General features: G+C 50.9%; 31 protein-coding genes and 2 pseudogenes. 15 read left to right on the forward strand and 18 right to left on the reverse strand.

The window, feature by feature from the left end; translation table 11 throughout:
* Positions 1 to 62 precede the first annotated feature (62 nt).
* A complete protein-coding gene (locus tag JK231_RS15680; protein WP_211729008.1) occupies positions 63 to 902 on the forward strand; it encodes an oxidoreductase in 840 nt (279 codons plus the stop codon).
* A gap of 87 nt (positions 903 to 989) precedes the next feature.
* Here JK231_RS15680 and JK231_RS15685 read toward each other — a convergent pair whose 3' ends face one another.
* Positions 990 to 1,316 carry a helix-turn-helix domain-containing protein gene (locus tag JK231_RS15685; protein WP_211729009.1) on the reverse strand — a complete coding sequence of 109 codons (327 nt, stop codon included), beginning with the start codon at positions 1,314 to 1,316 and terminating at the stop codon, positions 990 to 992.
* Positions 1,309 to 1,692 carry a type II toxin-antitoxin system RelE/ParE family toxin gene (locus JK231_RS15690; protein ID WP_211729010.1) on the reverse strand — a complete coding sequence of 128 codons (384 nt, stop codon included), beginning with the start codon at positions 1,690 to 1,692 and terminating at the stop codon, positions 1,309 to 1,311. Before JK231_RS15690 ends, JK231_RS15685 begins: the two co-directional genes overlap by 8 nt.
* A gap of 281 nt (positions 1,693 to 1,973) precedes the next feature.
* On the opposite strand from JK231_RS15690, the gene ycgZ reads away from it, so the two are divergent.
* Together ycgZ and JK231_RS15700 are read left to right on the forward strand one after the other, a co-directional pair.
* Positions 1,974 to 2,219, forward strand: coding sequence for a regulatory protein YcgZ (gene ycgZ / locus JK231_RS15695; protein ID WP_211729011.1), 246 nt, complete (start codon positions 1,974 to 1,976; stop codon positions 2,217 to 2,219).
* A gap of 163 nt (positions 2,220 to 2,382) precedes the next feature.
* Positions 2,383 to 2,634, forward strand: a complete 252-nt coding sequence (locus JK231_RS15700; protein ID WP_249221729.1) for a hypothetical protein — start codon at positions 2,383 to 2,385, stop codon at positions 2,632 to 2,634.
* Positions 2,635 to 2,729: 95 nt separating this feature from the next.
* On the opposite strand, the gene JK231_RS15705 is transcribed toward JK231_RS15700, so the two are convergent.
* The 4 genes and pseudogenes from JK231_RS15705 to JK231_RS25545 all read right to left on the reverse strand — a co-directional run bounded on the left by JK231_RS15705 (position 2,730) and on the right by JK231_RS25545 (position 4,480).
* Entirely contained in the window at positions 2,730 to 3,017 is a 288-nt protein-coding gene (locus JK231_RS15705) for a chorismate mutase (RefSeq protein ID WP_097119074.1), read from the reverse strand.
* Positions 3,018 to 3,041: 24 nt separating this feature from the next.
* Positions 3,042 to 3,656: a LysE family translocator gene (locus JK231_RS15710; protein WP_211729012.1), complete on the reverse strand. Its 615-nt coding sequence runs from the start codon at positions 3,654 to 3,656 to the stop codon at positions 3,042 to 3,044.
* 77 nt (positions 3,657 to 3,733) lie between these two features.
* A pseudogene (locus JK231_RS25540) lies at positions 3,734 to 3,994 on the reverse strand (helix-turn-helix transcriptional regulator); the annotation flags it as partial.
* Between the two features lie 24 nt (positions 3,995 to 4,018).
* Positions 4,019 to 4,480 carry an AraC family ligand binding domain-containing protein gene (locus tag JK231_RS25545; protein ID WP_249221730.1) on the reverse strand — a complete coding sequence of 154 codons (462 nt, stop codon included), beginning with the start codon at positions 4,478 to 4,480 and terminating at the stop codon, positions 4,019 to 4,021.
* A gap of 352 nt (positions 4,481 to 4,832) precedes the next feature.
* Between JK231_RS25545 and JK231_RS15720 the strand changes: the two genes are divergently transcribed.
* Complete coding sequence (locus tag JK231_RS15720; protein ID WP_211729013.1) at positions 4,833 to 5,369, forward strand: cysteine hydrolase family protein; 537 nt, start codon at positions 4,833 to 4,835, stop codon at positions 5,367 to 5,369.
* A 172-nt stretch (positions 5,370 to 5,541) separates the two neighbouring features.
* On the opposite strand, the gene JK231_RS15725 is transcribed toward JK231_RS15720, so the two are convergent.
* Both JK231_RS15725 and JK231_RS15730 read right to left on the reverse strand, forming a co-directional pair.
* Positions 5,542 to 5,892 carry a DUF3147 family protein gene (locus tag JK231_RS15725; protein ID WP_211729014.1) on the reverse strand — a complete coding sequence of 117 codons (351 nt, stop codon included), beginning with the start codon at positions 5,890 to 5,892 and terminating at the stop codon, positions 5,542 to 5,544.
* A 9-nt stretch (positions 5,893 to 5,901) separates the two neighbouring features.
* Positions 5,902 to 6,177, reverse strand: coding sequence for a metal/formaldehyde-sensitive transcriptional repressor (locus JK231_RS15730; RefSeq protein WP_034824208.1), 276 nt, complete (start codon positions 6,175 to 6,177; stop codon positions 5,902 to 5,904).
* A gap of 115 nt (positions 6,178 to 6,292) precedes the next feature.
* On the opposite strand from JK231_RS15730, the gene JK231_RS15735 reads away from it, so the two are divergent.
* Together JK231_RS15735 and JK231_RS15740 are read left to right on the forward strand one after the other, a co-directional pair.
* Entirely contained in the window at positions 6,293 to 7,312 is a 1,020-nt protein-coding gene (locus JK231_RS15735) for a nickel/cobalt efflux protein RcnA (RefSeq protein WP_211729015.1), read from the forward strand.
* A 12-nt stretch (positions 7,313 to 7,324) separates the two neighbouring features.
* A complete protein-coding gene (locus tag JK231_RS15740) occupies positions 7,325 to 7,501 on the forward strand; it encodes a DUF1289 domain-containing protein (RefSeq protein WP_045815653.1) in 177 nt (58 codons plus the stop codon).
* Here JK231_RS15740 and JK231_RS15745 read toward each other — a convergent pair whose 3' ends face one another.
* Positions 7,502 to 8,374 (reverse strand): LysR substrate-binding domain-containing protein, encoded by an 873-nt coding sequence (locus tag JK231_RS15745; protein WP_034829867.1) that lies wholly within the window; start codon positions 8,372 to 8,374, stop codon positions 7,502 to 7,504.
* A 178-nt stretch (positions 8,375 to 8,552) separates the two neighbouring features.
* Between JK231_RS15745 and JK231_RS15750 the strand changes: the two genes are divergently transcribed.
* Both JK231_RS15750 and JK231_RS15755 read left to right on the forward strand, forming a co-directional pair.
* Positions 8,553 to 10,085, forward strand: coding sequence for an MFS transporter (locus JK231_RS15750; RefSeq protein WP_211729016.1), 1,533 nt, complete (start codon positions 8,553 to 8,555; stop codon positions 10,083 to 10,085).
* Positions 10,086 to 10,142: 57 nt separating this feature from the next.
* Entirely contained in the window at positions 10,143 to 10,685 is a 543-nt protein-coding gene (locus JK231_RS15755) for a YbhB/YbcL family Raf kinase inhibitor-like protein (RefSeq protein ID WP_211729017.1), read from the forward strand.
* A gap of 35 nt (positions 10,686 to 10,720) precedes the next feature.
* On the opposite strand, the gene JK231_RS15760 is transcribed toward JK231_RS15755, so the two are convergent.
* From JK231_RS15760 to JK231_RS15770, 3 genes are all read right to left on the reverse strand, one after another.
* A complete protein-coding gene (locus tag JK231_RS15760; protein WP_211729018.1) occupies positions 10,721 to 11,584 on the reverse strand; it encodes a substrate-binding domain-containing protein in 864 nt (287 codons plus the stop codon).
* 119 nt (positions 11,585 to 11,703) lie between these two features.
* On the reverse strand, positions 11,704 to 12,345 hold the full coding sequence (locus JK231_RS15765; RefSeq protein ID WP_211729019.1) for a LysE family translocator: 642 nt from the start codon (positions 12,343 to 12,345) through the stop codon (positions 11,704 to 11,706).
* 67 nt (positions 12,346 to 12,412) lie between these two features.
* The gene (locus tag JK231_RS15770; protein WP_249221731.1) at positions 12,413 to 12,712 is read right to left on the reverse strand and encodes an NUDIX domain-containing protein; all 300 of its coding nucleotides are present in this window, start codon (positions 12,710 to 12,712) and stop codon (positions 12,413 to 12,415) included.
* 261 nt (positions 12,713 to 12,973) lie between these two features.
* On the opposite strand from JK231_RS15770, the pseudogene JK231_RS25760 reads away from it, so the two are divergent.
* A pseudogene (locus JK231_RS25760) lies at positions 12,974 to 13,405 on the forward strand (VOC family protein).
* Positions 13,406 to 13,461: 56 nt separating this feature from the next.
* Here JK231_RS25760 and JK231_RS15780 read toward each other — a convergent pair.
* Entirely contained in the window at positions 13,462 to 13,815 is a 354-nt protein-coding gene (locus tag JK231_RS15780; protein WP_211729020.1) for a DUF1428 domain-containing protein, read from the reverse strand.
* Positions 13,816 to 13,993: 178 nt separating this feature from the next.
* Here JK231_RS15780 and JK231_RS15785 point away from each other — a divergent pair, with 178 nt between their 5' ends.
* From JK231_RS15785 to JK231_RS15800, 4 genes are all read left to right on the forward strand, one after another.
* Positions 13,994 to 14,677 carry a hypothetical protein gene (locus JK231_RS15785; RefSeq protein ID WP_211729021.1) on the forward strand — a complete coding sequence of 228 codons (684 nt, stop codon included), beginning with the start codon at positions 13,994 to 13,996 and terminating at the stop codon, positions 14,675 to 14,677.
* Positions 14,678 to 14,777: 100 nt separating this feature from the next.
* Positions 14,778 to 15,305, forward strand: coding sequence for an outer membrane lipoprotein Blc (gene blc / locus JK231_RS15790; RefSeq protein WP_097119063.1), 528 nt, complete (start codon positions 14,778 to 14,780; stop codon positions 15,303 to 15,305).
* A 455-nt stretch (positions 15,306 to 15,760) separates the two neighbouring features.
* Positions 15,761 to 16,309 carry a hypothetical protein gene (locus JK231_RS15795; RefSeq protein WP_249221732.1) on the forward strand — a complete coding sequence of 183 codons (549 nt, stop codon included), beginning with the start codon at positions 15,761 to 15,763 and terminating at the stop codon, positions 16,307 to 16,309.
* Between the two features lie 427 nt (positions 16,310 to 16,736).
* The gene (locus JK231_RS15800; RefSeq protein ID WP_211729022.1) at positions 16,737 to 18,452 is read left to right on the forward strand and encodes an ATP-binding cassette domain-containing protein; all 1,716 of its coding nucleotides are present in this window, start codon (positions 16,737 to 16,739) and stop codon (positions 18,450 to 18,452) included.
* Between the two features lie 76 nt (positions 18,453 to 18,528).
* On the opposite strand, the gene JK231_RS15805 is transcribed toward JK231_RS15800, so the two are convergent.
* The 4 genes from JK231_RS15805 to JK231_RS15820 all read right to left on the reverse strand — a co-directional run bounded on the left by JK231_RS15805 (position 18,529) and on the right by JK231_RS15820 (position 21,008).
* Positions 18,529 to 19,332 (reverse strand): hypothetical protein, encoded by an 804-nt coding sequence (locus JK231_RS15805; RefSeq protein ID WP_211729023.1) that lies wholly within the window; start codon positions 19,330 to 19,332, stop codon positions 18,529 to 18,531.
* The gene (locus tag JK231_RS15810) at positions 19,329 to 19,796 is read right to left on the reverse strand and encodes a sigma-70 family RNA polymerase sigma factor (RefSeq protein ID WP_230599210.1); all 468 of its coding nucleotides are present in this window, start codon (positions 19,794 to 19,796) and stop codon (positions 19,329 to 19,331) included. Before JK231_RS15810 ends, JK231_RS15805 begins: the two co-directional genes overlap by 4 nt.
* 75 nt (positions 19,797 to 19,871) lie before the next feature.
* Positions 19,872 to 20,411 carry a tetratricopeptide repeat protein gene (locus JK231_RS15815; protein WP_167347121.1) on the reverse strand — a complete coding sequence of 180 codons (540 nt, stop codon included), beginning with the start codon at positions 20,409 to 20,411 and terminating at the stop codon, positions 19,872 to 19,874.
* Positions 20,412 to 21,008, reverse strand: coding sequence for a cytochrome b (locus tag JK231_RS15820; protein WP_097119060.1), 597 nt, complete (start codon positions 21,006 to 21,008; stop codon positions 20,412 to 20,414).
* Positions 21,009 to 21,180: 172 nt separating this feature from the next.
* Here JK231_RS15820 and JK231_RS15825 point away from each other — a divergent pair, with 172 nt between their 5' ends.
* Both JK231_RS15825 and JK231_RS15830 read left to right on the forward strand, forming a co-directional pair.
* Positions 21,181 to 22,356 carry an efflux RND transporter periplasmic adaptor subunit gene (locus JK231_RS15825; RefSeq protein ID WP_211729024.1) on the forward strand — a complete coding sequence of 392 codons (1,176 nt, stop codon included), beginning with the start codon at positions 21,181 to 21,183 and terminating at the stop codon, positions 22,354 to 22,356.
* Complete coding sequence (locus tag JK231_RS15830; protein ID WP_034829880.1) at positions 22,353 to 24,287, forward strand: MacB family efflux pump subunit; 1,935 nt, start codon at positions 22,353 to 22,355, stop codon at positions 24,285 to 24,287. Before JK231_RS15825 ends, JK231_RS15830 begins: the two co-directional genes overlap by 4 nt.
* 76 nt (positions 24,288 to 24,363) lie before the next feature.
* On the opposite strand, the gene JK231_RS15835 is transcribed toward JK231_RS15830, so the two are convergent.
* A complete protein-coding gene (locus JK231_RS15835) occupies positions 24,364 to 25,191 on the reverse strand; it encodes a MurR/RpiR family transcriptional regulator (protein WP_211729025.1) in 828 nt (275 codons plus the stop codon).
* Between the last annotated feature and the right edge of the window lie 6 nt (positions 25,192 to 25,197).

The raw sequence follows: 25,197 nt of genomic DNA on the forward strand, positions 1-25,197 counted from the left end.
GCCTTATAGCGCTGACCTCCAGAGAATATTATGCATGCATCATTCATGTAGGGAGAAAAACGATGTCTACCTCTAAAACACTTTTGATTACTGGTGTAAGCAGCGGTTTCGGTCGTGCGCTGGCGCTGGAGGCCTTAGCCAAAGGTTATCGCGTGATCGGGACGGTGCGAAATGTAGAAGCTAAATTGGCATTTGAACAACTCCATCCGCAAAATGCGCTGGCGTTTGAACTCGATGTCACTCATTTCGCTGTTATTGATGACCTAATAGCCGACATTGAAGCTGATCAGGGTCCAATTGATGTTTTGGTCAATAACGCGGGTTATGGACACGAAGGGATTATGGAGGAGTCCTCGCTGGAGGAGATGCGCCACCAATTTGACGTTAATGTATTTGGTGCCGTGGCGATGATCAAAGCCGTATTGCCCTTCATGCGCCAACGGCGTCGCGGGCATATCCTTAACATCACGTCGATGGGCGGATTTATCACCATGCCGGGCATTAGTTATTACTGTGGGAGTAAGTTTGCGCTGGAAGGAATCTCAGAAACTCTTAGCAAAGAACTCGCCGCATTTAATATTCATGTAACGGCCGTTGCCCCCGGTTCATTCCGTACTGACTGGGCAGGCCGCTCAATGGTGCGAAGCGCGCGCAGCATCAGTGATTATAACGCTCTCTTTGATCCTATCCGCCAGGCAAGAGAAGCGAAAAGCGGCAAACAGCTTGGGGATCCACAGAAAGCAGCGCGCGCGATGCTGGCTATCATTGAGAGCGATAACCCGCCTGCACATTTGCTGCTCGGCAGCGATGCATTAAAGCTGGTGAAAGATAAACTTGTGGCGTTGAATGCAGAGATCGAGGCGTGGAAAACGCTGACACGTTCAACAGATGGTGATTACTGACCTTTACAGGAATGTAATAGTAATTAGCACATTGGGGGTTCAAATAATTAATAAGGAACTTAAAGCCCCGATTCAGGGGCTTTGGTATTACTGAAGAACACTCAAACCTTTACGATCAATAATATTGAGCAAACGCAGCGCCGCGCCGTTTGGTTTTTTTTCTTCTCGTTCCCATTTAATAATCGTGGCGACTGACATTCCAACGCAAGCCGCCAGCATTGCTTGACTCAAGCCCAAACGCTCACGCAATTCTTTAATAGCCTGGCCCGACATCATAGGCTGAACAGGCAGTGCCGCTCGCAACTCGCGCAATCTTACCCTTGAATCGATTTTTTCTTTACGATCATCAGAGACAACGCCAATTTCATTGAAATCATGTGCGATTTCCTGAAGATCTTTAAGGTGATTAACCATCACACTGCACCTCTCGCATTTTCCCCGCCCTAATCGCTCGTCTTGCTTGTTCAGTGGTGAGGTTGAATAACTCTTTGGCAACTTGCTTATAAAGTAGCAGTTCAGTTTCGGTCATTTCTCGTATTGTGCTTTTGACTGCTGACTTAGCATACCCATTTACAAAGAAGAGGTGCTTATCAATTTTGAAAGCAATGACAGCTCTGGCACCACTACTTTTACCTTTGGTTAAGGGAATACGTTTCTTATATACCCCACCGCCTAAATTAGCTTCATATCGACCCGCGATAACTTCTAACGCTGCAATGCATAGCTTGCCGACGTCAATCCCATCAGCTTTGGTATTTCTGCCGAATGGTTTTAAAACATAAATTGCCATGGTGTCTCCTGACTGTGATTCGATAAGGACGCTCCTTGTCCACACATGCAATATCTATAGTACTAAGTACCATAGGTTAACTCAATCTCTATCTTATTAGCCCAGACATCAAGTTTAATGCCCTGAAAAGAGTGCTTTTACATAAGCATCTGTAATTAATAGACTAGCACTTTTTGCAAAAACAGCTCCCCTGATGGTTAACCTTATTCCTGTACAACAGGCTGTTCTTTGTATAACTTTAGTGGGCCTGGTGCTCATTAGTTAACCTGGAGGATGGAACCATGCGTCAGGGTAGCAACCTGCTATCAACGTCGGATGCGATTACGCGTTATTTTAATGAGGCTTCCCTGCCTTCTCAGCAGGAAATCCTGGGTAAAATCGTTGGAGAAATACTGCGTTCAGGCCGTTCACTGAGTCGCAAAACGATCTGCACCAAGCTGATTTGCCGACTGGAACAGGCCAACAGCCCGGAAGAAGAGTTGCACTACCAACAGTTAATTGGCCTGATGTTTACCTCCGAGCGATGATCCTGAGAACTTACGCACCGACCTGACATCGGACAAAGTGGCTTCCGCCTCATAGGTTATTTCACGTTAGACTGAATCCACTTTGTTACCTGTCGCAGGTCTTTGCGGTAACCAGAGAACGTGTATGAACAGAAGTAAAGATGAATGATTAACTGATATCGTCATGGGCGATGCCGTACTGCAGCTGCTGAAAAAAAAGGGGCCGGTGACGAACAGCGCCCTACTCGATAAGCTTCGTTTGATGGCGTCCGTTGAACCCGATGCTGGCCGCCAAAAAGCACTAAGCCGCGCCATGGCAGAAGTGAAGAACAACATGCAATCCTCCACTCAGGACAGCATGGCACTCAAAGATACCAACAACGTCACACACATTTTTCGCAACCGCGATAATACGGGCAAAGACACACAGCATTAAAATCGGGGCCTCGAGGCACCCTCTTGTTAATGAAATTTTCATAACTTAAGGCTGCAATTTTAACCCATTGCAGCCTTTTTTTGTCGGGCGCTTCACTACGCTTTCAATTCACCATGCTGTTGCAGCTCATAATCGATAAAGGCCGTAATCATCGCACGGTAAACCTGCTCAATAATTTCCTCAGATAACCCCTGCGCTTTTGCCTGACATCTCACTTTATCAATCACCTGTTGGACACGATCGGGAGCGCGTACCGCTGCGCGGTCTTGTTTAAACTGTGCAGCGGCCTTAACACACTCTCCACGACGGGCAATCAGTGCCACAACTTGTTGATCCACTTTATCAATTTCTTCCCTGACTGCATCAATAGAGTCAAATTCCATCAAGATTTCTCCTTTATAAATGGGTTATCGCGAACTGATGAGCAATTTGATGCCCAGGCAAACAAAGCTCAACGCAAAGATTCGGTTCATAAAGCGCATCACGCGCGGTTTTTCGAGCACCCGACGCCTCATCAGCGCGGCAAAAGCGCCATACAACATAAAGATGAAAAGCGTCAGCAACATAAAAATGGCACTCAGTACTAACATATCTTGTGTCGGCGTCGAACTCTCTGAAGCGATAAATTGCGGTAAAAAAGCCAGAAAAAACAGCGATAATTTAGGGTTAAAGAGATTGAGTAACAGAGCATGGTTAATAATACGCAATGCGGATTTTTTACTCTCCACCTCCGTGGTCAGTGACGTCCGCTCACGTAGCGCCATCCACGCCATGTAGAGCAAGTAGCCAACGCCGATTAGCTTCAACATGTTGAATGCGTAGTCACTGGTATGAAAAATAACGGCTAATCCCAGCAATGTAGCGAGAAGATGCGGCACAATACCGAGCGTGCACCCTAAAGCCGTAATAAAACTGACACGCATTCCTCGATTCAGACCGCTGGCAATAGTTAACATAGCCCCAGGGCCCGGTGACATCACCACCACCAAAGTAGTGACATAAAACTCTATTCCAGCGTGCATTTTTAATCCCTCAGTCGAATGTATCGCCTGAGTATCAATTCACGAAATGCCTGCGTCTTGAACAAAATTGCAGAGGATTACAGCAGAATGGCTTTTTGATAGCGTGCCGGCGTGATACCCATTTGGCGCGAGAATGCACGCGTGAGGTGGCTTTGATCGGCAAAACCACTCATAACAGCGGCATCAGCCACACTATTCCCTTTTGCCAGCCATTGTCTTGCATTACGTACGCGCAACTGCATGAGATAGGCATGGGGCGTCATTCCAACTTCACGAGCAAAACTGCGCAAAAGTTGGAATCGACTTAGCCCACACAACGTTGCCAATTCACTCAGGCTCGTCTGACGTGATGGAGCATCATCTTAATATTGCTTTGCCCTTTGTATCGTGGGTGTCATGTTGGGCGGGAAAGCCAGGGTCAGAAGGTGGTGATGACAGAGGTGCATTAAGCATTGTAATAACGTCTCTTCCAGAAAACCCGGTTCAACCTTGGTCTGATTTAGGGCAAAAAAAAGCTGAAGCAGACGATGGCTCAGAGAGTTGTCTCTGACTAACGGCTTGAGCACTGCATCGGCATCACTCCTCTCCATCCGTAACTCCTGCCACAACAGTTCAGGTTCCAGATAGACCATCTGCCAGCTACGCGCGCCCTGAAGCGGCATACCATCGTGCACTTCTCCCGGATTGACAATAATCACATCTCCAGGGCCGGCCTCTATCTGCCCCAGCAGGCTCCATGAGCGCTGTGCACCTTGCGAGATGACACCCATCCCGAAGTGATCATGGGAATGGCGCGGGAAGGTATGTTCGCTCTGCAGCGCCATGGCCTCTGTACCCGCCATAGGGCTATGCAGAACGCGTGACAAGTGGACGGGCTTTACCAACGTCGTCTCTCCGCAGATACACACTGACTGCTACTTTAGCGCCTTTTCCTCTCAGCAGAAAAAAAACCGCAGGGATTTTGTACGATGTTGTGCTAACGTCAGATTTATTCCCCAATCTGCCGCGAGCCGATGATGTCTTGGTTCATTACGTTGACCACAGTGACAACCACCACCGCATTCATCGGCGGCGTGAGTGTATCTGTAGCAAAAACGTAAGCGTACAGAATCCTCACCCCGTCAGCCAATGGACGGGGATTGTCTCCGTTCATCACCCAGTGAAAGGAGACACACCATGCCATCCTCAAGTAAAAAAGCGCTATTGATTATCGATATGCAACACGGTTTGTTTTTTGCGCCGCAGCAGCCATTTGCCGCAGAAACTTTGCTGAACAATATCAACACCTTGATTGCCCGTGCACGCGGCGCAAAAGCTCCGATCTTTGCTGCTCGCCATACCGGGCCTGAGGGAACACCTCTTGCCGAGAGCAGTCCTCTCACGCAGCTTATTCCACAGTTGGCGATAGATGCCGAGTTGGATGGTGTGTTTGTGAAACGCTACCCCAACTGTTTCCGTGGCACGACGCTCCTGGCTTCGCTACAACTCGCCGGAATTGAAGAGTTGGTGATTTGTGGTTTGAAAACAGAATATTGCGTGGATACGACTTGCCGGGCAGCGGCAGACTTAGGCTTTCGCGTGGTATTAATCAGCGATGCACATAGCACGACAGACAACGGGCAGATGAGTGCATCCCAGATCATTGCCCATCATAACCAAACGCTATCGGGTCCGTTTGCCCAACTGGCGGCTACGGCTGACGCGCTCATTTGAATGTTTGGGCGCGGTCAATATCGCGCCCTGACCTCAGTACCGCGCGCGCCCGCTGAATCCCGCACCCAGTAAAATACTTTGATAAACCTGTGTGCTGGATTCTCCCTCCTCATTCATCAAGCGCGAGATAAAAAAGGGGTAAAGAAAAAGGGTGCAGGCATAAAATATCAGACTACATCAATTGTATGCCAAAGCGCTTTAGCAACGTTGCCCACAGGACAAAAATCACGATAGTTAACAGGCAACTCGCCACCAGCGTGGGCCAAAATCCCCAGCGCTGAAAGAGAAATGGAAAGGCGACAAACATCGGCAGGGTTGGCACCACGTACCAGAAGGTATACCAGGCGTGGCTGGCGATCTTTGCCTGGCTCTGACCTTCCAGCTTCATCCAGATCAACACCAATATCGTCACTAATGGCAGCGCCGCAATCAACCCTCCGAGACGGTCACTGCGTTTCGCCACTTCAGAAATCAGCACCACCATGCCCGCCGTGATGGCGTATTTTACGATGAGCCACAGCATGGTTTGCTCCTACTTCAGATATGAACGTATAACGCTGACAATCTCTTCCAAATCCTGAGTGCGCTCCGCTTCGGTGGCAGATTCATTCATCAGGTGCTCTTTGATATGCCCCTCCAGCAGTTCTGCCATTAGACCATTAACTGCCCCGCGTACCGCTGCTACCTGCTGCAACACTTTTAGGCACTCCTCACCCGATTCCAATGCGGTCTCGAGCGAAGCTGCCTGCCCTTTAATACGACGTACGCGGGTTAACAGGCTTTTCTGATGCTTGAGTGTATGGCCCATTCTCGGCTCCTGTTGATCTTAATATATACTGGGGTATAGTATATTTTCTTTGAATTTTTTGATTTTACGGCACTGCAATGCCGCTTTCAACTTATCACGACACGAGATGCACACCATGAATGATTTCGCTGCCCTGCTGAGCCAGGGCACGTCTAGCGCGTTGCTGTTTATCCCAAGCGCCATCTTGCTTGGGGCGTTGCACGGCCTGGAGCCGGGTCACTCTAAGACGATGATGGCGGCATTTATCGTCGCCATCCGTGGCAGTGTTCGCCAGGCGGTGATGCTGGGTCTGGCAGCCACTTTTTCCCACACTGCGGTGGTATGGCTGATTGCGATGGGCGGGATGTATATCAGTCGGCAGTTTACTGCCGAAGCTGCCGAACCCTGGCTGCAGCTGATTTCAGGCCTCATTATCATTGCAACAGCTGCCTGGATGTTCTGGCGTACCTGGTCTGAAGCACAAGCGTGGCGCCAGCACCACGATCATGACCATAAGCAGGATCATCATCATGAATATGGGAATCATCATGAGCACGGGCATCATCATGAACATGAGCATCATCATGAGCATGGGCATCATCATAAGCATCGGCATCATCATGAGCATGAGCATGAGCATGAGCATCATCATGGGCACGGGCATCATCATAAGCATCAGCAGCATCATGAGCATGAGCATCATCATGGGCACGGGCATCATCATGAACACGGACATCATGGCGAATTGGCCAGGTTCGCGGAAGGTTCTCAGGAATATCAGGATGCTCACGAGCGCGCGCACGCGGAAGACATACGCCGACGCTTTGATGGCCGTGAAATCAGCAATCTGCAAATTCTTCTCTTCGGCCTGACGGGGGGATTAATTCCCTGCCCCGCAGCGATCACGGTCCTCCTTCTCTGCCTGCAGGTGAAGCAGTTTAGTCTTGGTGCGGCGCTGGTGGTCTGCTTCAGCATCGGCCTGGCACTTACGCTGGTGACCGTCGGCGTAGGTGCGGCGCTAAGTGTTCGGCATGTATCCCGTCGATGGAAAGGTTTCGCCGATATTGCACGCCGTGCACCTTACTTCTCTAGTGCCCTGATTGCCATCGTGGGCGTCTATATGATGTTCCATGGCTACAGTGGCCTCACCCAATAAGGAATTATTTCCATGTCTGTAAAATCGCCTTGTACTGATGTCTGTATTTTTGAGGGAAAAAATAGCTGGTGTCGTGCCTGCGGCCGTACGCGTAAAGAGGCACAGGAGTGGCGCAAAATGTCACCCTATCACCGCAAGGCGATTGAACGCGCATTGAAAGATCGCGTTGCGACGTTGCAAATAAAATAGTCAGGTGCTTCGTTCAATCATGCGCACCAGCTTATTCACTGCGGGAGTACGTTCACGTTTACGATATAAGAACCAAATGGATGAAGGAATAACGGCTCCGGGTATTTCGCGATAAGTGATGCCGGTTAATTTTAATTGAGTCACCAGAATAGCCGGTATTACCGCGACACCATTACCTAATGCGACATTGGCCAGCACTTCATTTAAACTGCCCGCCGACCAGCTACGACTAAGAATAAACCCACCACGCTGTGCAAAGGTCACGGTGCCAGACACTTGTTCGGGCAAAATAAAGGTTTCCCCTTTAAGTTGCGCAGGTTCGATGGGTTGTTCCTGCGCAACCAGCGGGTGGTTATCCGGCAGTGCCAATGCGAAGTGATCTTGCTCGACTTCAATGTATCCGACATCGGCAGGCAACGGCACAGGACCGCGCACAAAGGCAACATCAATAGTACGTTCACTGACCTGAGTGGCCAGTGTATCCATGACTGATTCACGTGCATTGATTGAGATATCAGGTGCGCTGGCACTAAAGCTCGTCAATAACCGGGTTAAAATGCCAGATAATAGTGCGGATGCCACATAGCCCACGCGGATATAACCGCGTTCGCCGCGAGCGGCACTACGTACTCGGGATTTGGCCTGCTCCGCATGTTGTAGAGTCTCACGCGCCTCCTGTTGGAAAATTTCTCCAATCTGCGTCAACTCGACTTTACGTTGAGTGCGATAAAATAATGGCGCACCTAATTCTTCTTCCAATTGATTAATCTGCACCGACAGCGTCGGCGTGGATATATTAAGATTCTCAGCCGCCACGCCATAATGCAGCGTTTTTGCCAGTTCCAGAAAATAGCGTAGATGGCGTAATTCCACGTTTTACCTCCTACTTATCTTGTGTGATGAACATGTCGATCATTACCTGAAACGTAAACGCCAGCAATATAAATGTTGTTAGGTTTTGCCTAACAATAACTCCAGTACTGTTTATTGAATGACTTCCGTGATGGATTCAAGCTGTAAAGCATTCACTACCATGCTCGCGGGAGAAAAGATGTACACTGCTACCATCGCGCTCGACCATCGCCATCTGAATCGTGTTTTACTCGTCGCCTCAACCGGTTGCGCATTGACGGTAATCGACACCAATATCGTCGGCGTTATGTTGCCAACCATCGCTAAAGGTCTGCATGCTTCTTTTGCAGACATGGAATGGGTCATTGGCGCTTACGTGCTGAGCTTTTCCTCACTCCTTTTGCCGGCAGGGTCGCTGGCAGACAAATTTGGCCGACGCCGACTCTTTCTCGGCGGCATTTTACTGTTTGCACTGGCCTCACTCGCCTGTGGCATGGCGACCAGCGTTTTGGCACTCAATATTGCCCGTGCGGTTCAGGGTATTGGCTCCGCATTTCTGCTGGCGCCAGCACTGGCAATTATCGCGCACAGCTTTCGCGATAGTCAGGCACGTAACCGGGCATGGGCGATTTGGGGCGGTGTGATGGGATTAACCATGGTGCTGGCACCGTTAGCCGGCGGCATGATCAGTACGTTGCTTGGCTGGCGCTGGACATTTTTTGTCAATATTCCTATTTGTGCCCTGCTGATGCTGGCCGTCACCCGCCACATTGAGGAATCCAGGCATGAACACGCGGGTAAACTCGATTTACCTGGCATCGCGCTGTTTATCGCAGGCATGTTCTGTTTGACCTGGGCATTAATATTAGCGCCGCAACATGGCTGGTTGAGCCGTGAAGTTGTGGGCAGATTGTGTCTCGGCGCGTTGTGGTTTGGCCTATTTATCCGTGTGGAAAGTGGCAAAAGCAGGCCGATGTTGAATCTGCAACTTTTCCGCTCGTTCCCCTTTATTGGCGCAGTATTAGCGATGTTTGCTTACGCTGCCACCGCGCAAGTTATGACCTCATTACTGCCGCTGTTATTGCAGAATGTTGAGGGAATGACGCCTTTAATGGCCGGAGCGGGTATGCTGCCTTTCGCTTTGGCAATGCTGCTGTTTCCTGTTGTGGCGCGCTGGCTCGGCAAACGCCTGCATGCCGCCACTTTACTGGCTCTTGGCCTGGTCACCGTCTCCTTTGGCAACATGATGATTGCGACTGCCGTGTACCACCACCATTTGCTGCTGACCCTGGCGGGTATGGCCCTACTCGGCAGTGGCGGTGGGCTGCTCAATGGCGAAACCCAAAAGGCGATTATGGCAACCGTACCGCCGCAGCAGGCAGGAATGGCATCGGGTATCAGCACAACAGCCCGTTTTTCCGGCATTTTGTTAGGATTTGCCACGCTGGGCGCGATTCTGGCGGCCAGCACACAGTGGCAATTACAATCAGCGATGCTACACGCGCAGTTGCCCCTTCAACCCGGTTTTAGCGCGCAGGTTATCGCCGGCGATTTCCGCCATGCACTGGCGATGTATGACGCCGTTCATCAGGTCTCTTTACAACCACTCATCATTACCAGCTACGCCGATGGATTTGCCAGCATGTTGTTGTGTGCTGCAGCATTTGCCCTGTTTTCCGCCATCGTTGTGCTCTATTCGGCGCGTCAGCCAACGGCGCTAGCCCAGCGCTAATTTTCACGCGTGGGATCGACTGTCGCACGCACAACCCGTCCTTGTTGAGGAGCAATAATGAAGAAGTTAATGACCCTACTCTGCTTAAGCAGCTTGCCACTGTTTGCCCATGCGGCGGTGTTTTCGCTTAAGTCAGCAGACTTCGCCGATAACGGCGTGATGAAGAAAGCATTGGGTGGCAATGATAAGAACAATCTCTCCTGCAGCGGCAAAAACCTGTCGCCCGCGCTTAGCTGGGCCAATCCGCCCGTGGGCACCCAGAGTTATGTGCTACTGCTGACCGATCCGGCTGGCGCCAAAGGCTTGGGGGTGACGCATATGCTGGCGTACAACATTGATGCTACGCGTAACAAATTCCAACAGGGTGAGTTAAGCAAAGGAGGAAATTTTAGCTATGGCACCAATACGCCCGGCACGCAAAACTATTATGGCCCTTGTCCACCCGCAGGCGCGGGCTATCACCACTACAATTTTGTGCTGGTGGCGACCGACCTTGCGAACGGCACTTTACCCGCAGGACTCAGTCACACTGAGTTAGTCGCAAAATTGAAAGGTCACGCGCTGGGTTCTGCTAGCCTGGTCGGGCGTTTAGAGAATTGATTGCAGCGGGTCGCCGGCCTGGCGACCCAATAAAATTAGTGTCGAATCGCACAACCACACTGCGACATTTCACCCGGGACATATTTTCCGTGATGGGAGTGACGCACCTGCAACTCACCTTGCTGCCAGGCGTTGCCTGTATCAGCACGGTTTTCCAGTAAACGATTCAGTGCTTCGTTGACCAGCAAGTCACGACGCTGTGCCCAACTGGTCAGATGCCAGGTTGAGGCGCGGGCTTCATCCACATCATCAAAACCTACGACTGCCACGTGTGCGCCTTGGCCAAAATCGCGCACTGCCTGCAATGCACCAAAGGCCAGCACATCGCTTTCGCAGAACAGTGCATTAATGCGCTCGGCTGCACGGGTTTTCTTCAGGTAGGCCATCATGGTCTGATAAGCCAGTTCTCGATCGTTAGCCCCGGCCACCAGCTGAATGTTCAGCGTTTTATGTTCTGCCTCAAGGCTGGACACCAGGCCTGCCATTTGACGCGCGGGATCGGCCTGCTGCTGACTGTGCATAAAGCCAAAGCGTTGATGTCCTTGAGACAGTAACAATAACCCCATCCCGGCACCCGCATCGAAACCATCGGCAATCACGACCTCAGCACCTGCTTCACGGCTCTGGCTTAAATGCACCGTCGCCACGTCAGGCAGTAGTTTTGCTGCGGTATGCAATTCATCCTCAAACAGGGATGTCAGAAATACCAACCCCGCCAGCGGCAAAGATGCGGCATTCTGCAACATACGTTGATAGCTTTCTGCTGAATCGACATTCAGCAACAGCGTCACTAAACCACGCGCGTTTAACTGGCGCGTCATTTCATTCAGCATCGTGACGGTATTTGGGTTGGTGAATTCATCGCTGACGATGCCGATGATATTGGGATTAACGGCCATGAACGAGCTCTCCTGCAACTTAGCGTGCGGTCATTATTTTGTAGGTAACGTAAGACACTTCACGTTACCCGATTAAGTCGCTATCGCCAATCATCAGACTTGCTGTATCTTCTGCATTTTTAACGTCGGGTCAGGGCCAGGCGAATTCCCAGGCCAATGAATGTCATACCGACGATACGATCCAGCAGCTTTTGCAGCGTAATGTTGCGCGATACTGCACTCGCAGCACCGCCCGCCAGCAGGGCAAACGTCACATCAGTGATCAACCCAATCACCGCGTATGTTAGTCCCAACAGCAGGAAGGAACTCGCATGATAGTTACCCTCTACCACGACGAATTGTGGGAAGAACGAAATGAAAAACAATAACACTTTGGGATTAGTGATAGATGTAATAAAACCGCGTACTAAAAGATTACGTGTATTGGAGCGTGGCACCTTAGTCTGTGAGCGACATCCCTGTGGTTTGACAATAAATGTTTCCCACACCATCTTGCCACCTAAATAAATAAGATAAGCAGCCCCGATATATTTAATCGCTGTAAATAACATCGGCGAGGCGGTAATTAACGCCGTTAAGCCTATTGCACTGGCCAACGCATGCGTACAGCTGCCGAGCGCCACACCGCTCGCAGATATCACGCCGCTGCGTCGCCCATTGGCCACGCTTTGCCCGACCACATAAGCGAGGTCCGGACCCGGCGTGATACACAGCAGAAATACCGAAACGAGGAACAGGGGAAAATGGATGATATCCAGCATGTTAACTCCTTGTTGAAGTGGCGTTTGTTGTACTGAGTATGGCCACGTAATCCAATCTGATGACGATTTATTTTGAGACAAAGTAACGAAGGTAGAGCTGATACTCTTCGCTCATATTATCGGGCATATCATCAGTGGTGAAGAATGCCAATGACAACCCCTCACTTTTTTCATTTATTAAACTACCATGCCATTTTTTTGACCAGTAAAGGGCGGTGACAACATTGATTTCATCGTTATTATTAAGCGTAAAAGTAAATTCTTTGCCAGAAAAGACTTTCAAAAAATGAAGTTCATCGATATCAATATTCGTCTCTTCTTTCACTTCACGCACAGCGGTTTGTTCGAGGCTTTCACCCGGTTCCATCAACCCACCGGGTAGTCCCCCAGCTTCCGTCTAATCGCTGTTGTAGTAAAATACGTTGCTTATCGTCAAGGATGATGACGTTCGCTCCCGCAAGCAGCAACATACGATGTCCAACTAAGGTTCTCATCTCGCTGACATAGCTCATCATGCTCTCCATCCCGTTTAGAATTAAGAAAAAATAGCGTTAATTCATGACGATTTAGCAACGCCAATACACAATGCGCACGCATTGCGCCATCACTCTTTTGTCGCCGCTACAGTATGAGTGACAGGACTAAACCTCATCGTCATGGAGTTAAACTTGTGGCAACACTTACCCTACGCGTAGCGCGACCGGTTTCACAACTGGAGCGCAGTCGTGAACTTTATCAATCAGGATTGGGACTGGATGTGATTGGCGCCTTTTAAGACCACCAAGGCTTCAATGGCGTGATGCTGGGAAAAGCAGATGTGCCCTGGCATCTGGAATTCACACAATGCACTTCGCATCCGGTCATCCCTTCACCCTCATCAGAAGATCTGTTGGTGCTGTATTTACCCGAGCGTGATAGGTGGCAGCAAACATGCCAGCAAATGGTATTGGCGGGATTTGTACAGATTGATTCGTTCAACCCATATTGGGATCAAAACGGAAAAACGTATCAAGATCACGATGGTTATCGAACCGTCATACAGTGTCAGCAGTGGCCGTAGCCTCTCGCATGCCTGACCGCGACAGAAATGTGCAGGGCGCCGACGCGCCCTGCACATTACTCTTCGAGTAGAATCGAGAAACCGCCGTAAATCATTCTTTTGCCATCAAACGGCATGTTTTCGCCCATCTCTTTCATCCGCGGATCGGACATCATTTTCTGATTGGCCGCATCACGCACTTCACGTGAGGGATATTCAATCCAGCTGAACACCACTGTTTCTCCCTCTTCCGCTTTCACCGACCGATAAAAATCCGTGAGCTTGCCTTCAGGTACATCATCTGCCCAGCACTCCACGATGCGGGTGGCACCAAACTCCTTAAACAGCAGCGCTGCTTTGGCCGCCATGGCACGGTAATCCTCTTTATTAACTTCAGGCACCGCAACGACAAAACCATCTACGTACGACATAGGCTATTCCTCCGTCGTGCTGTACACGGCCGACAGTGACCGCAGAGTAAAGTGTACAAATGATGTGCAAATCATGAGCAACTGCAGCACTGAAACTGCGTGTTGTCTCGCAGATTCCTGCCTGCGGCCGAAATTGCGTTACACTGTGCACCTCGATAGTTACGCCATCAGGATAGTTATGCGCATCACCATTGATTCGGCCGATCAGCCGTTTATTCACCGTTTGCTCGGAGAAGAGATAGGGCAAGTGGATACCCAATCCAGCGACACGCGTTTACAACACGCCCTCGACATCGCTCGGCAGCAGAAAAATCACGAAGCGGAACTCGACTGGAAACGCAATGCGGTGTTTTTAGCGTTGTTTATTTTCCTCTATGTCGTCCTGGGCGCCTCGCTGACGCTGGATCTCACCGCACAAGCACCCAGCCACAAAAGTTTGGTGTATGCATTAGAAGCTGTCCCCGTGCTGATCGCCTTTTCCGGTCTGTTTGTCTCGTTGTTATTCCTGTTCTTCACCCGCAGCAGCGCGCGACGCCTGCGCAGTTGGGATCAAGGCATTTTTGTGCTGGAGAAATACGTTGGCACCAACCTCTATAAGCAAATCAATGAGATGGGCGCTCGCACTACCAACTATTCACAGTCAGCCATTAACGTTGCGCTTGCCCTGTTTATTTGTGTGACCTGGGTGGTGATGTACAACTACTTCACCTTTACCACCAGCGGCGTGATTGGCAGCGTGATTTCTTTGTTTATCACCACCATGACCTACGTGATACTCGATATTCAGTTGTTAAAGTCAGGCACCTCTATTGCGATTGATGAGCCACTGATTCCGGCTGACGAAGATAAAGAGAAGAAATAATCCCCTGCATCAGGTGGCCTAAGGGCCGCCTCGATATTTCTGGCCTATAATCATGCTGACATACCCTTTAATACGGATCAGGATCGATAAAGGAGCAGTAATGAAAATATGGCCCATCGCCGCACTTGCAGCGTTATCGTTAACGCTGGTTGCCTGTAAATCCCCGACGCCACCAAAAGGTGTCACGCCTATCAGCCCTTTTGATGCCAACCGCTATTTGGGCAAATGGTACGAAATCGCCCGCCTGGATCACCGCTTTGAGCGCGGCAAAGATCATGTCACAGCCACTTATACTCAACGCAACGATGGCGGCATAAACGTGCTGAATCGTGGATATGATTCGGTGAAAAAAGAGTGGAGTGAGAGTGAGGGCAAGGCCTATTTCACCGGCAAATCGGATACCGCAGCGCTTAAAGTCTCCTTTTTTGGCCCGTTCTATGGCGGCTATAACGTGATCGCATTGGATGATGATTATCAATACGCGCTAGTGAGCGGTCCAAATCGGGGTTATTTATGGATCTTGTCGCGAGAGCCGAAGCTTCCGAATCAAGTGAAAAAACAGTACCTGGCTATCGCGCAAAGGCTGGGGTTTGATGTGGATAGGCTCATCTGGGTGGATCAAGGTTAAAACTGCACTCAGGAATGAAGTCATTCTACTTTCCATCCCTGCGTAGTTCAGCATAACCGGGCGTGAGATTCTGGTTATGCTGCAGCGTTGGGGTGGAGAATCTTCAATCGGCTTATGACCAATAACTTGCAGGCTTGCAACCTATCACGGGTTACCCCTTATTGGATGAGGAACACATCATTCAGTGAAAAGTGTACATGAATGATTTATTTGAACGAATCCCTTATTTATTAATCATATAACCAGGCATGTTTATAATGCGCTTCTCTTCGCAATATTGCCCTTTCAAAAAAGCTGCTAAAATACGTCATCGTCTATGATTTCATCAGTATAAAATATCTTTATCTGAAATTTCAAAGCTCTGATCATTCTGACTTATCAATCAACATGTTTAGTCAACCCATCAGGTTGCTGTTCGCTTTTTTCATTATCGCATTGCCAGTGGTGAGGAAAAAATGAATGAAATAACAGAAGAATCCCCCAGAACAAATCTCAGATTATTATGGGGCTTACTGATTGTATTAACACTCATTTCGCTGCAGTGCCCAGCGAGCGAAATTAACCTATATTCCATCAACACGGGTTCCTACGTTTATCATCTGACCGGGAATCATGGGCAATACACTGAAAATTTTGAGAATAACTTCTTTTCGGTAGAAAGAAAATTGTCCGAAGATTCCACCTATAGCGTCCTGATCGGCACCATGAAAAACAGCTTTGACGATCGCTGTCTTGCGTTAGGGGTGAGAAAAGACTGGAAAACCTGGGATGATGGCTGGACCTTTAAAGGTATCTACGGCTACACCGGTGAGTTTTTTTTCGATGCCTTTAAGGATTGTGGCGATCACGGTTCCTATCACGACTTTAAAAAGGCCACCGGAATAGGATTCTCACCCTATATTTATCATGGCTTTCAATATAATTTCACACCCTATTTCGGCATTGAATCGGGGTTTATTATTCCCTCGGTATTTGTTATCACCATTCAATGGAGCTTTAGATAAAATCTGAAATTTGACGTACTGATTTCTCCAGCTAATCGAGAATAATTGTCACTAGCTTGAGGAACCTGTTCAGGGGGAGATACCGTTGCACTACGCAAGTTGGAAAATCATATCTTTTGACCGGGCATGGCCTGTGGCTTCACAACATCGCGAATATTCTGTGGATAATGCCAGCCCAGGTGACTATCATCAACCCACCCTACTCACTACTGATAAATAAGGAGGATTACTATGCCATCGTGTGAATTGTTTATTTACTCACACTTTTATAGTAATTGGCCGCGCTCAGCTATCTCTGCATTCGTGCTGCGATAATCCGCCTGAGCGAAGTCTACTGAAATTCTCAACCCTTCCTCCGGCTTACCGGGTTGTCGTCAGCAGTTTTTGACGTCAGGCGTTCGCATGCCTGCAACTTATGAGTAAGCACATGAGCACATTACTATCCGCACACGCTGTCGGCTTTGATAACGCCTTCGGTACCCTATTTCACAACATTAATTTCAGCCTCAAAAAAGGTGATCGCATTGGGCTGCTCGGTGATAACGGCACGGGAAAAAGTACCCTGCTAAAAATCCTCAGCGGTGAACTTGCAAGCAGTCAGGGCAGCGTTACGTTAGCCAACCACTGTTTGCTGGCGCGAATTGAGCAACATCTTCCCCCTCTGCTCCAGCAAGCCACGCTGCTGACAAGCGTGATTGCGCGTCTGCCAGAACAGCAACAGGTCAGTGAAGCCTGGCGAGCGGAAGCGCTACTCTCTTCGCTGGGGTTCGATGCTGAACAGCATACCCAAACGGCAGCCACGTTGAGTGGCGGTCAACATATGCGGTTACTGCTGGCGCGTGCACTTATTCTCCAGCCTGATCTGCTGTTACTGGATGAACCCAGCAACCATCTGGATCTTCCAACGCTGCTTTGGCTGGAACAGTTCCTGATAAATTGGAAAGGCAGCTTTGTGCTGGTGTCACATGACAGCACCTTGCTGGATCAGGTCACCAATTGCAGCTGGATCCTGCGCGATCAAACCCTGCAATTCTTCCGCCTGCCCTGCTCCGCTGCCCGACAAGCGCTGGCCCAGCAGGATGAAACCGATGCGCAACGTTATCAGGCAGAACAGAATGAGATTGAGCGCGTCGAAAAAAGTGCCAAACGGCTGGCAATTTGGGGACGTACCTACGACAACGAAGGTCTGTCGCGTAAAGCGCAGCAAATGGAGAGACGCGCCAGTTGGTTGAAAGAGGCACAAACCACATTGACCGAAGGCAGCTTATGGCGCCTTCAACTGCTGGGAGAAGCGCTGGATGCCGATCGGGTGCTGGCGCTGACTGAAATGCACATTCGCCCAGCGGAGAACGCGCCTGCGTTGTTTTCGTTACCCAGCCTGCAGGTTAAAAGCGGCGACCGCATCGCCATAGTGGGCCGCAACGGCAGCGGGAAATCTTCGCTGCTGCGCCAACTCTGGCTGGAATACCAGCGTGAGACCACCACACTGTTTCATCCGCGTGCAAAGTTAGGTTATTACGACCAAAGCCTCACGCAATTGCTTGATGAGGAGAGCCTCAACGAGGCACTGGCGCATTTTGCCCCTCTAAGTGACGACCAGCGAAAGATGGCTCTGATAGGTGCGGGGTTCCCTTATCTCCGTCATCAGCAATTAGTGGGCTCGCTGAGTGGCGGTGAACGCTCACGCCTGCTGTTTGTCGGGCTGACACTCGCGCGCTATTCCTTATTGCTGCTGGATGAGCCCACCAACCATTTGGATATGCTGGGTAAAGAGGAGTTGGCAGCCGCCCTCAATCAGTTCGAGGGCGCGGTGTTGCTGGTGTCGCACGATCGCAATCTGATCGCCAGCAGCTGTAACCGTTTCTGGCTGATTCAGGATCAGCAACTGAGCGAGTGGCATGACTTTGAACCGGTGATTGAGCAACTGAGTGCCAAACAACCGTCAGACAGCGAGACCGTAAATGTTCTGTCCGTGACGTCTGAATCGTACAACGATGAAGATGCGCTGCTGCTGGCGTTGTGTGATCTGGAAAGCAAGCTGGATGAAGATAGAGAGCGTAAGCCCAAACATCAAAAACCGGCGTTGCAGGCACAATGGCGCGATGAGATTGCGCAACTGAAACAGCAGTTGGGCATCCTTTAAGCGAACTTCCCATCAATACGCCCCTGCGATATTTGTATCCTGCATCCCAGGGGCATAATGAGCGATCACTGATAAATTACACCAGAGCGGCGCTCAACACTTGCGCCGCTCGTTTTAACTGATCAGCAGGATTGCGCCCAATCAGCACGTACTGATATCCGCTGCGATGCCACCACACCAGATTCATACCGTGCCGTTTTTCCTGCGCCAATGCACTCTGTTTACTCGCATCTTCCCGCGAAATACACAGGGCCATCGGACCGTAATTGCTGTGATTCCAGGCGATTTGAGTGATCAGTGAATCGTCGTAGCGCAGCATACGCACACTTTTCAGGCTCGCTTCAGGAAGCGTCAATTGCTCAGTCGTCAGACGCAGATCGAGGTCGCGCGCCGTGCGTTGTAATGAACGCGCTAACACCTGTGGCGAACTGTCGACATCCGTCAACGTTTCCGGGCTATAGAGCGACATATATTGTGCTTCCAGTTCACGTATTCGCGCGCTCTCATCCTGTTCAGCTTTCGCGACGGGTCTGGCCCAAAAACCGACGGCACTGCCCACCAGCAGAAAACTGACTGATGCTGCGATCAACGCACGACGGCTAACCTGAACAGTCTCTTTTTTCGGTGCGGACGGCGTGTTGTCCAGCAGGTACGCCAGTCGTGACTCCATACGCTCCAGCGGCGCCTCATCCAGCATTGGCGCGAACGCATCCGCAAAAGGTTGATTGCTTTTCATCAGCTCAGCCGTCCGTGCTGACAACGTTTCACTGCGCTTTAGTTCGTTTTCAAACGCCTGCGCATCCTCCGCGCGCATTTCACCATCCAGCCAGGCAACGATAGCTTCGTCGGCATAGGGCGAGGTAAATCGTGGTGCATTCACAAGCGTTTCTCCTGTACCGCAGGCCGCGCTGTCACTGCGCTGGCTAAAGTAGTGCGTGCCGCAGCGAGGCGGCTCATGATGGTTCCAATCGGTACGGCCAGCGTGTCGGCGGCTTCCTGATAGGTAAAACCCTCGACATAAACTAAAAATACCGCGTTGCGCTGTGCCTCTGGCAACTGCCCAACCCGTTGCATCACTTTGGCATATTGCATGCGCTGTTCATTGTGTTGCTGATGGTCGGGAGCGAGCAATTCATCACTCTCGACGAATCCCTGCCCCATGCGTACCCGCTGCGCGCGCAGTTCGTTGATCCACACGGAGTGCAGCACGGTGAACAGCCAGCGATCGATGCGTGTGCCCGGTGTGTACTGGGCGCTGCGTTCCAGCGCCCGCACACAAGTGGACTGCACTAACTCTTCGGCCACATCTTTATTACGCGATAACACCATCGCGTAACGCCACATACGCGTCAGATGCGCCGCCAGATGTTGACGGACTTCAGTGCTGGTAATGTTTCTATCCTCCGTCAACAGCGGTCATCAGGACTCAGGGTGACCATTAATGGCCGCGTGCAAATCCTGATACTCTTCACACTTCACACCGCACAGCGATTTGATGATAGTGAGCTGCTCTTTAGCCAGATCCGGTCGGCCTTTGATCATCCAGGCTTCACCTAAATATTCACGCACTTTGGCATATTTGGGGTCTAGTGCGATCGATTTCTGATAGTAACGCATCCCTTCGTCGGTGCGGCCCAGTTTACGTGTGGCGTAGCCGCGATAATTCCATGCCTCTTTGGTGTTCTGATTGTGCAACGTATCCAGTAACGTCAGCGCAGCTTGATACTCGCCTTTTTTCGCCAGGTGGTAGGCGTAATTCGTCTTATCCTCATCACTCAGCATGCTGGTTTTTTCCGGCACGCAGGATTTGGTTTTGCTGTCATAAACCTGCCCTTTCGGACAGTCCGGGGTTTTCTTGTCACTGTCGTCATCGCCCATGGCGAATGCAGTCGGTGCATGTAACACCATCAGCAATACTGGCACGGCAAACCAGCGAACCTGATTCATCATCTTCATCATTCATTTATCCTCGCGGAGGGGCATCGAATCGCGCAACGGCAGCATACGGCGCAGCACGTTGTCACGCAGAACGTAGTGATGGAGTAACGCCGCCAGCGCATGCGCGCCTGCCAGGCTAATCAGCGCCCAGGCAACGTTATTGTGTAATCCCGCCAGCGTGTGACGCAGTGCGGTATCGACATGAATAAAGGTTGGAATATCGAACAGGCCAAAGAAATCAAACGGTTCCTGTTGCGCCCAACGAAACAGAAAACCCAATACAACCTGAGTGAATAATAACAGGTACAACAAGCCATGAACGGCATGCGCGATGATGCGCATCGGTGTGTTGCTTTCAGCTGGTGCCACGGCCAAATGCGTCTGACGTTGGCAATAGAAACGCCACAGTGGGCGCACAATCATCACCAAAGCCAGCAAAATGCCAAAAGAGATATGCCAAGCCTGTAAACCCTTGCGCAGCGGTGTGCCCTTTTCCAGTTGTTCCCAAATGTGCGCCGAGGCAAACAGAAAAATGACGCTAAACGCAGTGATCCAGTGCAGCGTCATGCTGAAAGCGTCATAGCGTTGACGTGAGTTTTGGCGGGCCGGAGCGGACATAGCATTTCCCAAATAGTGAGTGGTTTAGGGGTAAACAACTCAACGACGATTTCTATTCGAAAAATTTTCATTTTTTTCTCAACGCACCCAACTTAATGCAGAAATCCTGACGAATTTTCTCCTGTTTGTTGCATTTAGTGATTACTATTCTCGCTTCATTAAAGGGATGCTTATGTTGAATACCTCTAAAAAGCGGCTTTTGGTCGCGATCGCTATTTTGGCGATCATTATTCTGGTCTGGGCCTACAGCAGTTCAAGACCAAAACCGAATCCACTGGTCACTGCCGTGGTGCGTCAAGGCGACATCGAAAACGTCATCGCTGCGACCGGCAAGATGGACGCTATTGAGCGCGTCAATGTCGGTGCGCAGGTTTCAGGTCAGGTGAAAAAGCTCTATATCAAAGCCGGAGATAACGTCAGTAAGGGCGAGCTGATCGCTGAAATTGACGACCAGCCACAGCGCAGTGATTTACGCAACGCGCAGGCTGCACTGAGCGTCGCGCAAGCCGATCTGGAAACACGTGAAGCGACGTTGGTCAGGCAGGATGCGCAGTTCAAACGCCTGCAGCAAATGATTAAAGCCAACCTGGTGTCACGTCAGGATTTTGACGAAGCGGCAGAAGCGTGGAGCACCGCACGTGCTGAGTTGACGGCGCAAAAAGCGCGCGTCATTCAAGCACAAATTGAGGTGGACAAGAAGCAGCTCGATCTCAGCTATACCCGCATCATGGCACCGATGGATGGCACGGTGATCGCCATCGTGACCAAACAGGGCCAGACGGTTAACGCCGCGCAGAGCGCGCCGACCATCGCCAAGCTGGCGCAACTGGGCACCATGACCATTAAAGTGCAGGTTTCCGAAGCGGACATCACCAACATCCACCCCGGCCAGCAAGCCTGGTTTACCACCTTCGCCAATCCCGATAAACGCTACAACGCGACGCTGCGTAGCATTGAACTGGCACCCGAATCAGTGATGAAAGATGATGCCTTGATGGGCAACAGTGAGAGTACGCCGGCCAGCAGTACCAATGCTGCCATTTATTACAATGCGTTACTCGATGTTACCAATCCCGATAACACCCTGCGCATCTCAATGACCGCGCAAGTTAATCTGCTGCGCGACACTGCGAAAGACGCGCTGTTGATTCCGGTACAGGCAACGAAAAAAGACGCGGAAGGCAAGACCTTTGTCGAGGTGGCGAACAAGGAGAATCAGCCTGAGAAACGTATTATCACCACCGGTATTTCAGACAGCGTTGATATTCAGGTTCTCAGCGGCTTGAAAGCCGGTGAAAAAGTCATCCTTGCTACCCAAGCCGCCGGTGCGGACAAGGTGGTGATGTGAGCTTGATCGAACTGAAAAACATTCAGCGCAGCTATGTTAACGGTTCAGAATCTTTGCATGTGCTGAAAGATATCAATTTGCAGATCGCCAGTGGCGAAATGGTCGCGATCATTGGCCCTTCCGGCTCAGGCAAATCCACATTGCTAAATATTCTCGGCTGCCTGGATGCCGCCGACAGCGGTCACTATTTTATTTCAGGCCAGAATACCGCTTCACTCTCTCCGGACGCGCTGGCGAAAGTCCGTCGCGAACATATTGGTTTCATTTTTCAGCGCTACCACTTAATGCCGGACCTGACCGCATTAAGCAACGTCGAAATCCCGGCGATTTATGCCAATTTGCCGGGGCATGCGCGGCGGGCGCGTGCTGCTCAATTACTGGAACGGCTCGGTCTCAAAGGCCGTGAACACCATAAACCGGGTGAACTCTCTGGTGGCCAGCAGCAGCGCGTCAGTATTGCGCGAGCGTTGATTAATGGAGCCGAGATTATTCTCGCCGATGAACCGACCGGCGCGCTGGATTCGCATTCTGGCGAGGAAGTGTTACGCATTCTTCATGACCTGAATCGTGACGGTCATACGGTAATTATCGTCACACACGATATGAAAGTGGCGCAACACGCTGACCGCATCATCGAAATCCAGGACGGTGAAATTTTTGCTGACAGCGGGCCAAAAACAGAGGCGACGCGATCGCGCTATCAGCCAATGGTGAGCAGAAGTCAGAGCAAGCTGCGCGGATTTGTTGATCGCCTGCGCGAGTCAATGCGCATGGCGCTAAATGCCATGAATACGCATCGCTTACGCACCGCACTCACCATGACCGGTATTATCTTTGGTATTGCCGCTGTCGTCACTGTCGTCGCGCTTGGACAAGGTGCGCGTGAAAAAACGCTGGAGAGTATTTCCGGTCTCGGGACGAATGTGGTGTCCGTGTATGCCGGCGGCGATTTCGCCGAAGATGATGCGCATCCGGTGTTGACGCTGGTGATGGCGGATGCCGATGTGATTGCTCGCCAGCAGTTTGTCGACAAAGTCAGCCCTGAGCTGCTCTCGACCCAGCCGATCCGTTATCTCTCCAACTCGTCAAAAGCATCCGTATCGGGCGTCGGCAAAGATTACTTTGAGATTCAGGGCATCAAACTCACCGAAGGCAGCAACTTCAGTGATGAACGCCATGCCCGGCAAGAGATCATCATTGATACCAATACGCGCAATAAGCTGTTTGCAGCCAATGAAAACCCCATCGGAAAAATGATCGTGTTAGGGTCTGTGCCGGTGCGAGTCATTGGTGTGGCGCATGAAGATAACGGCATTTCGCCCAATCGTCTCAGCGTGTGGCTGCCCTGGAGCACCATGATGTACCGCATCAGTGGGCAAACAGCGCTCACAAGTATCAGCGTTAAGCTTAAAGATGATGTGGTCAGCGGTCCGGCGGTGGAATCTCTCACGCAACTATTGACTGCGCGCCATGGCACCAAAGACTTCCTGATGTTTAACCGCGATAAGTACCGCAAAGCGATTGAAGGGGCAGCAGCCACCTTGACCTTGCTGATTTTGATGGTGGCATCGATTGCGCTGATGATCGGCAGCATCGGCGTGATGAATATTATGCTGGTGTCCGTCACCGAACGAACGCATGAGATTGGCGTGCGTATGGCCGTGGGTGCGCGGCGTGGCGATATCATGCAGCAGTTTATGATTGAGGCGGTGCTGGTATGTTTGGTTGGCGGTTCACTCGGCGTGGCACTCTCACTGGTGATCGGTCCGCTGATTAGCCTGATGGCAGGCGGTGTACTGACAGCCATCTACTCATGGGAATCCGCGGGGGCAGCTTTCGCCTGCTCCACTATTATCGGCATGATTTTTGGTTATTTGCCTGCGCGCAAAGCTGCCCGTATGGATCCGGTCGCCGCGCTGGCGAGTGAGTAAATGTATCTTCTCGGGTGCGCATCGCTGCGCACCGATTTTTCCGTCATGTTGGGATTGAGAGCGACTTACATTACGGTTAGATCAGCATCGGCAATGTGGCACTGGCCGTTTGCTGACTAGCAGTGGCGTAATGCGCATCATGTGCCATCAGCTCCCCCATTAACGCCTCAACCAGCAACATCGCCCCTACCTTCCCACTCAACGTTCCGGCATTAAGTGGGCCTTCCGGTCGCGCCGCCACCAGCAACATATCCGCCAGATTGCCCATCGGGCTGCGCAGCGTATTACTTAGCATCAGCACCTGAGCTTTGCGCTTCTTCGCCACATTGACCACATGCATCAGATCTTTGGTGGAACCGGAAGCAGAGATCGCGATGACCAAATCACCTTCACTCAGGGTCGAAGCATTCATGGCCGCACGATGCATATCACCAAACAGCTGCGCGGGTTTGCCCAGCCGTAGTAGACGATAATGCAAATATTCGCCGGTTATCGCGCTGGCAGCCACGCCATAGATTTGGATAGAACGCGCCTGATGCACCGCCGCACCTGCCTGCTGTAAGACCTCGCGATCAATAAATTTTCCGGTATCGCGCAGCGCCTGCACCGACTCTTCCACCAGCGCATCAACCGGATCGCCCGTTGCTGCCAGCGTGGGCTGACTCTGCTGCACATCCAGCGCCAGCGCCATCTTAAATTCGGTGTAGCCTTTGCAACTCAGGTTGCGGCACAAGCGCGTCACGCTGGCTTCGCTGGTGTCCGTCTCTTTCGCCAATTCGGTAATGGTGAGATACAGCACTCTCTGCGGTTCGGTCAGGATGAAGTCGCCCAGCTTTTGCAGCGCAGGACTGTAGCCCGGCAAGCCCTGCTTCAGATGCAGCAAAATATTTCCATTGTCCGTCATGACACC

This window comes from Pantoea sp. JGM49, from assembly GCF_018257655.1.
Classification (GTDB): Bacteria; Pseudomonadota; Gammaproteobacteria; order Enterobacterales; family Enterobacteriaceae; genus Pantoea; species Pantoea communis.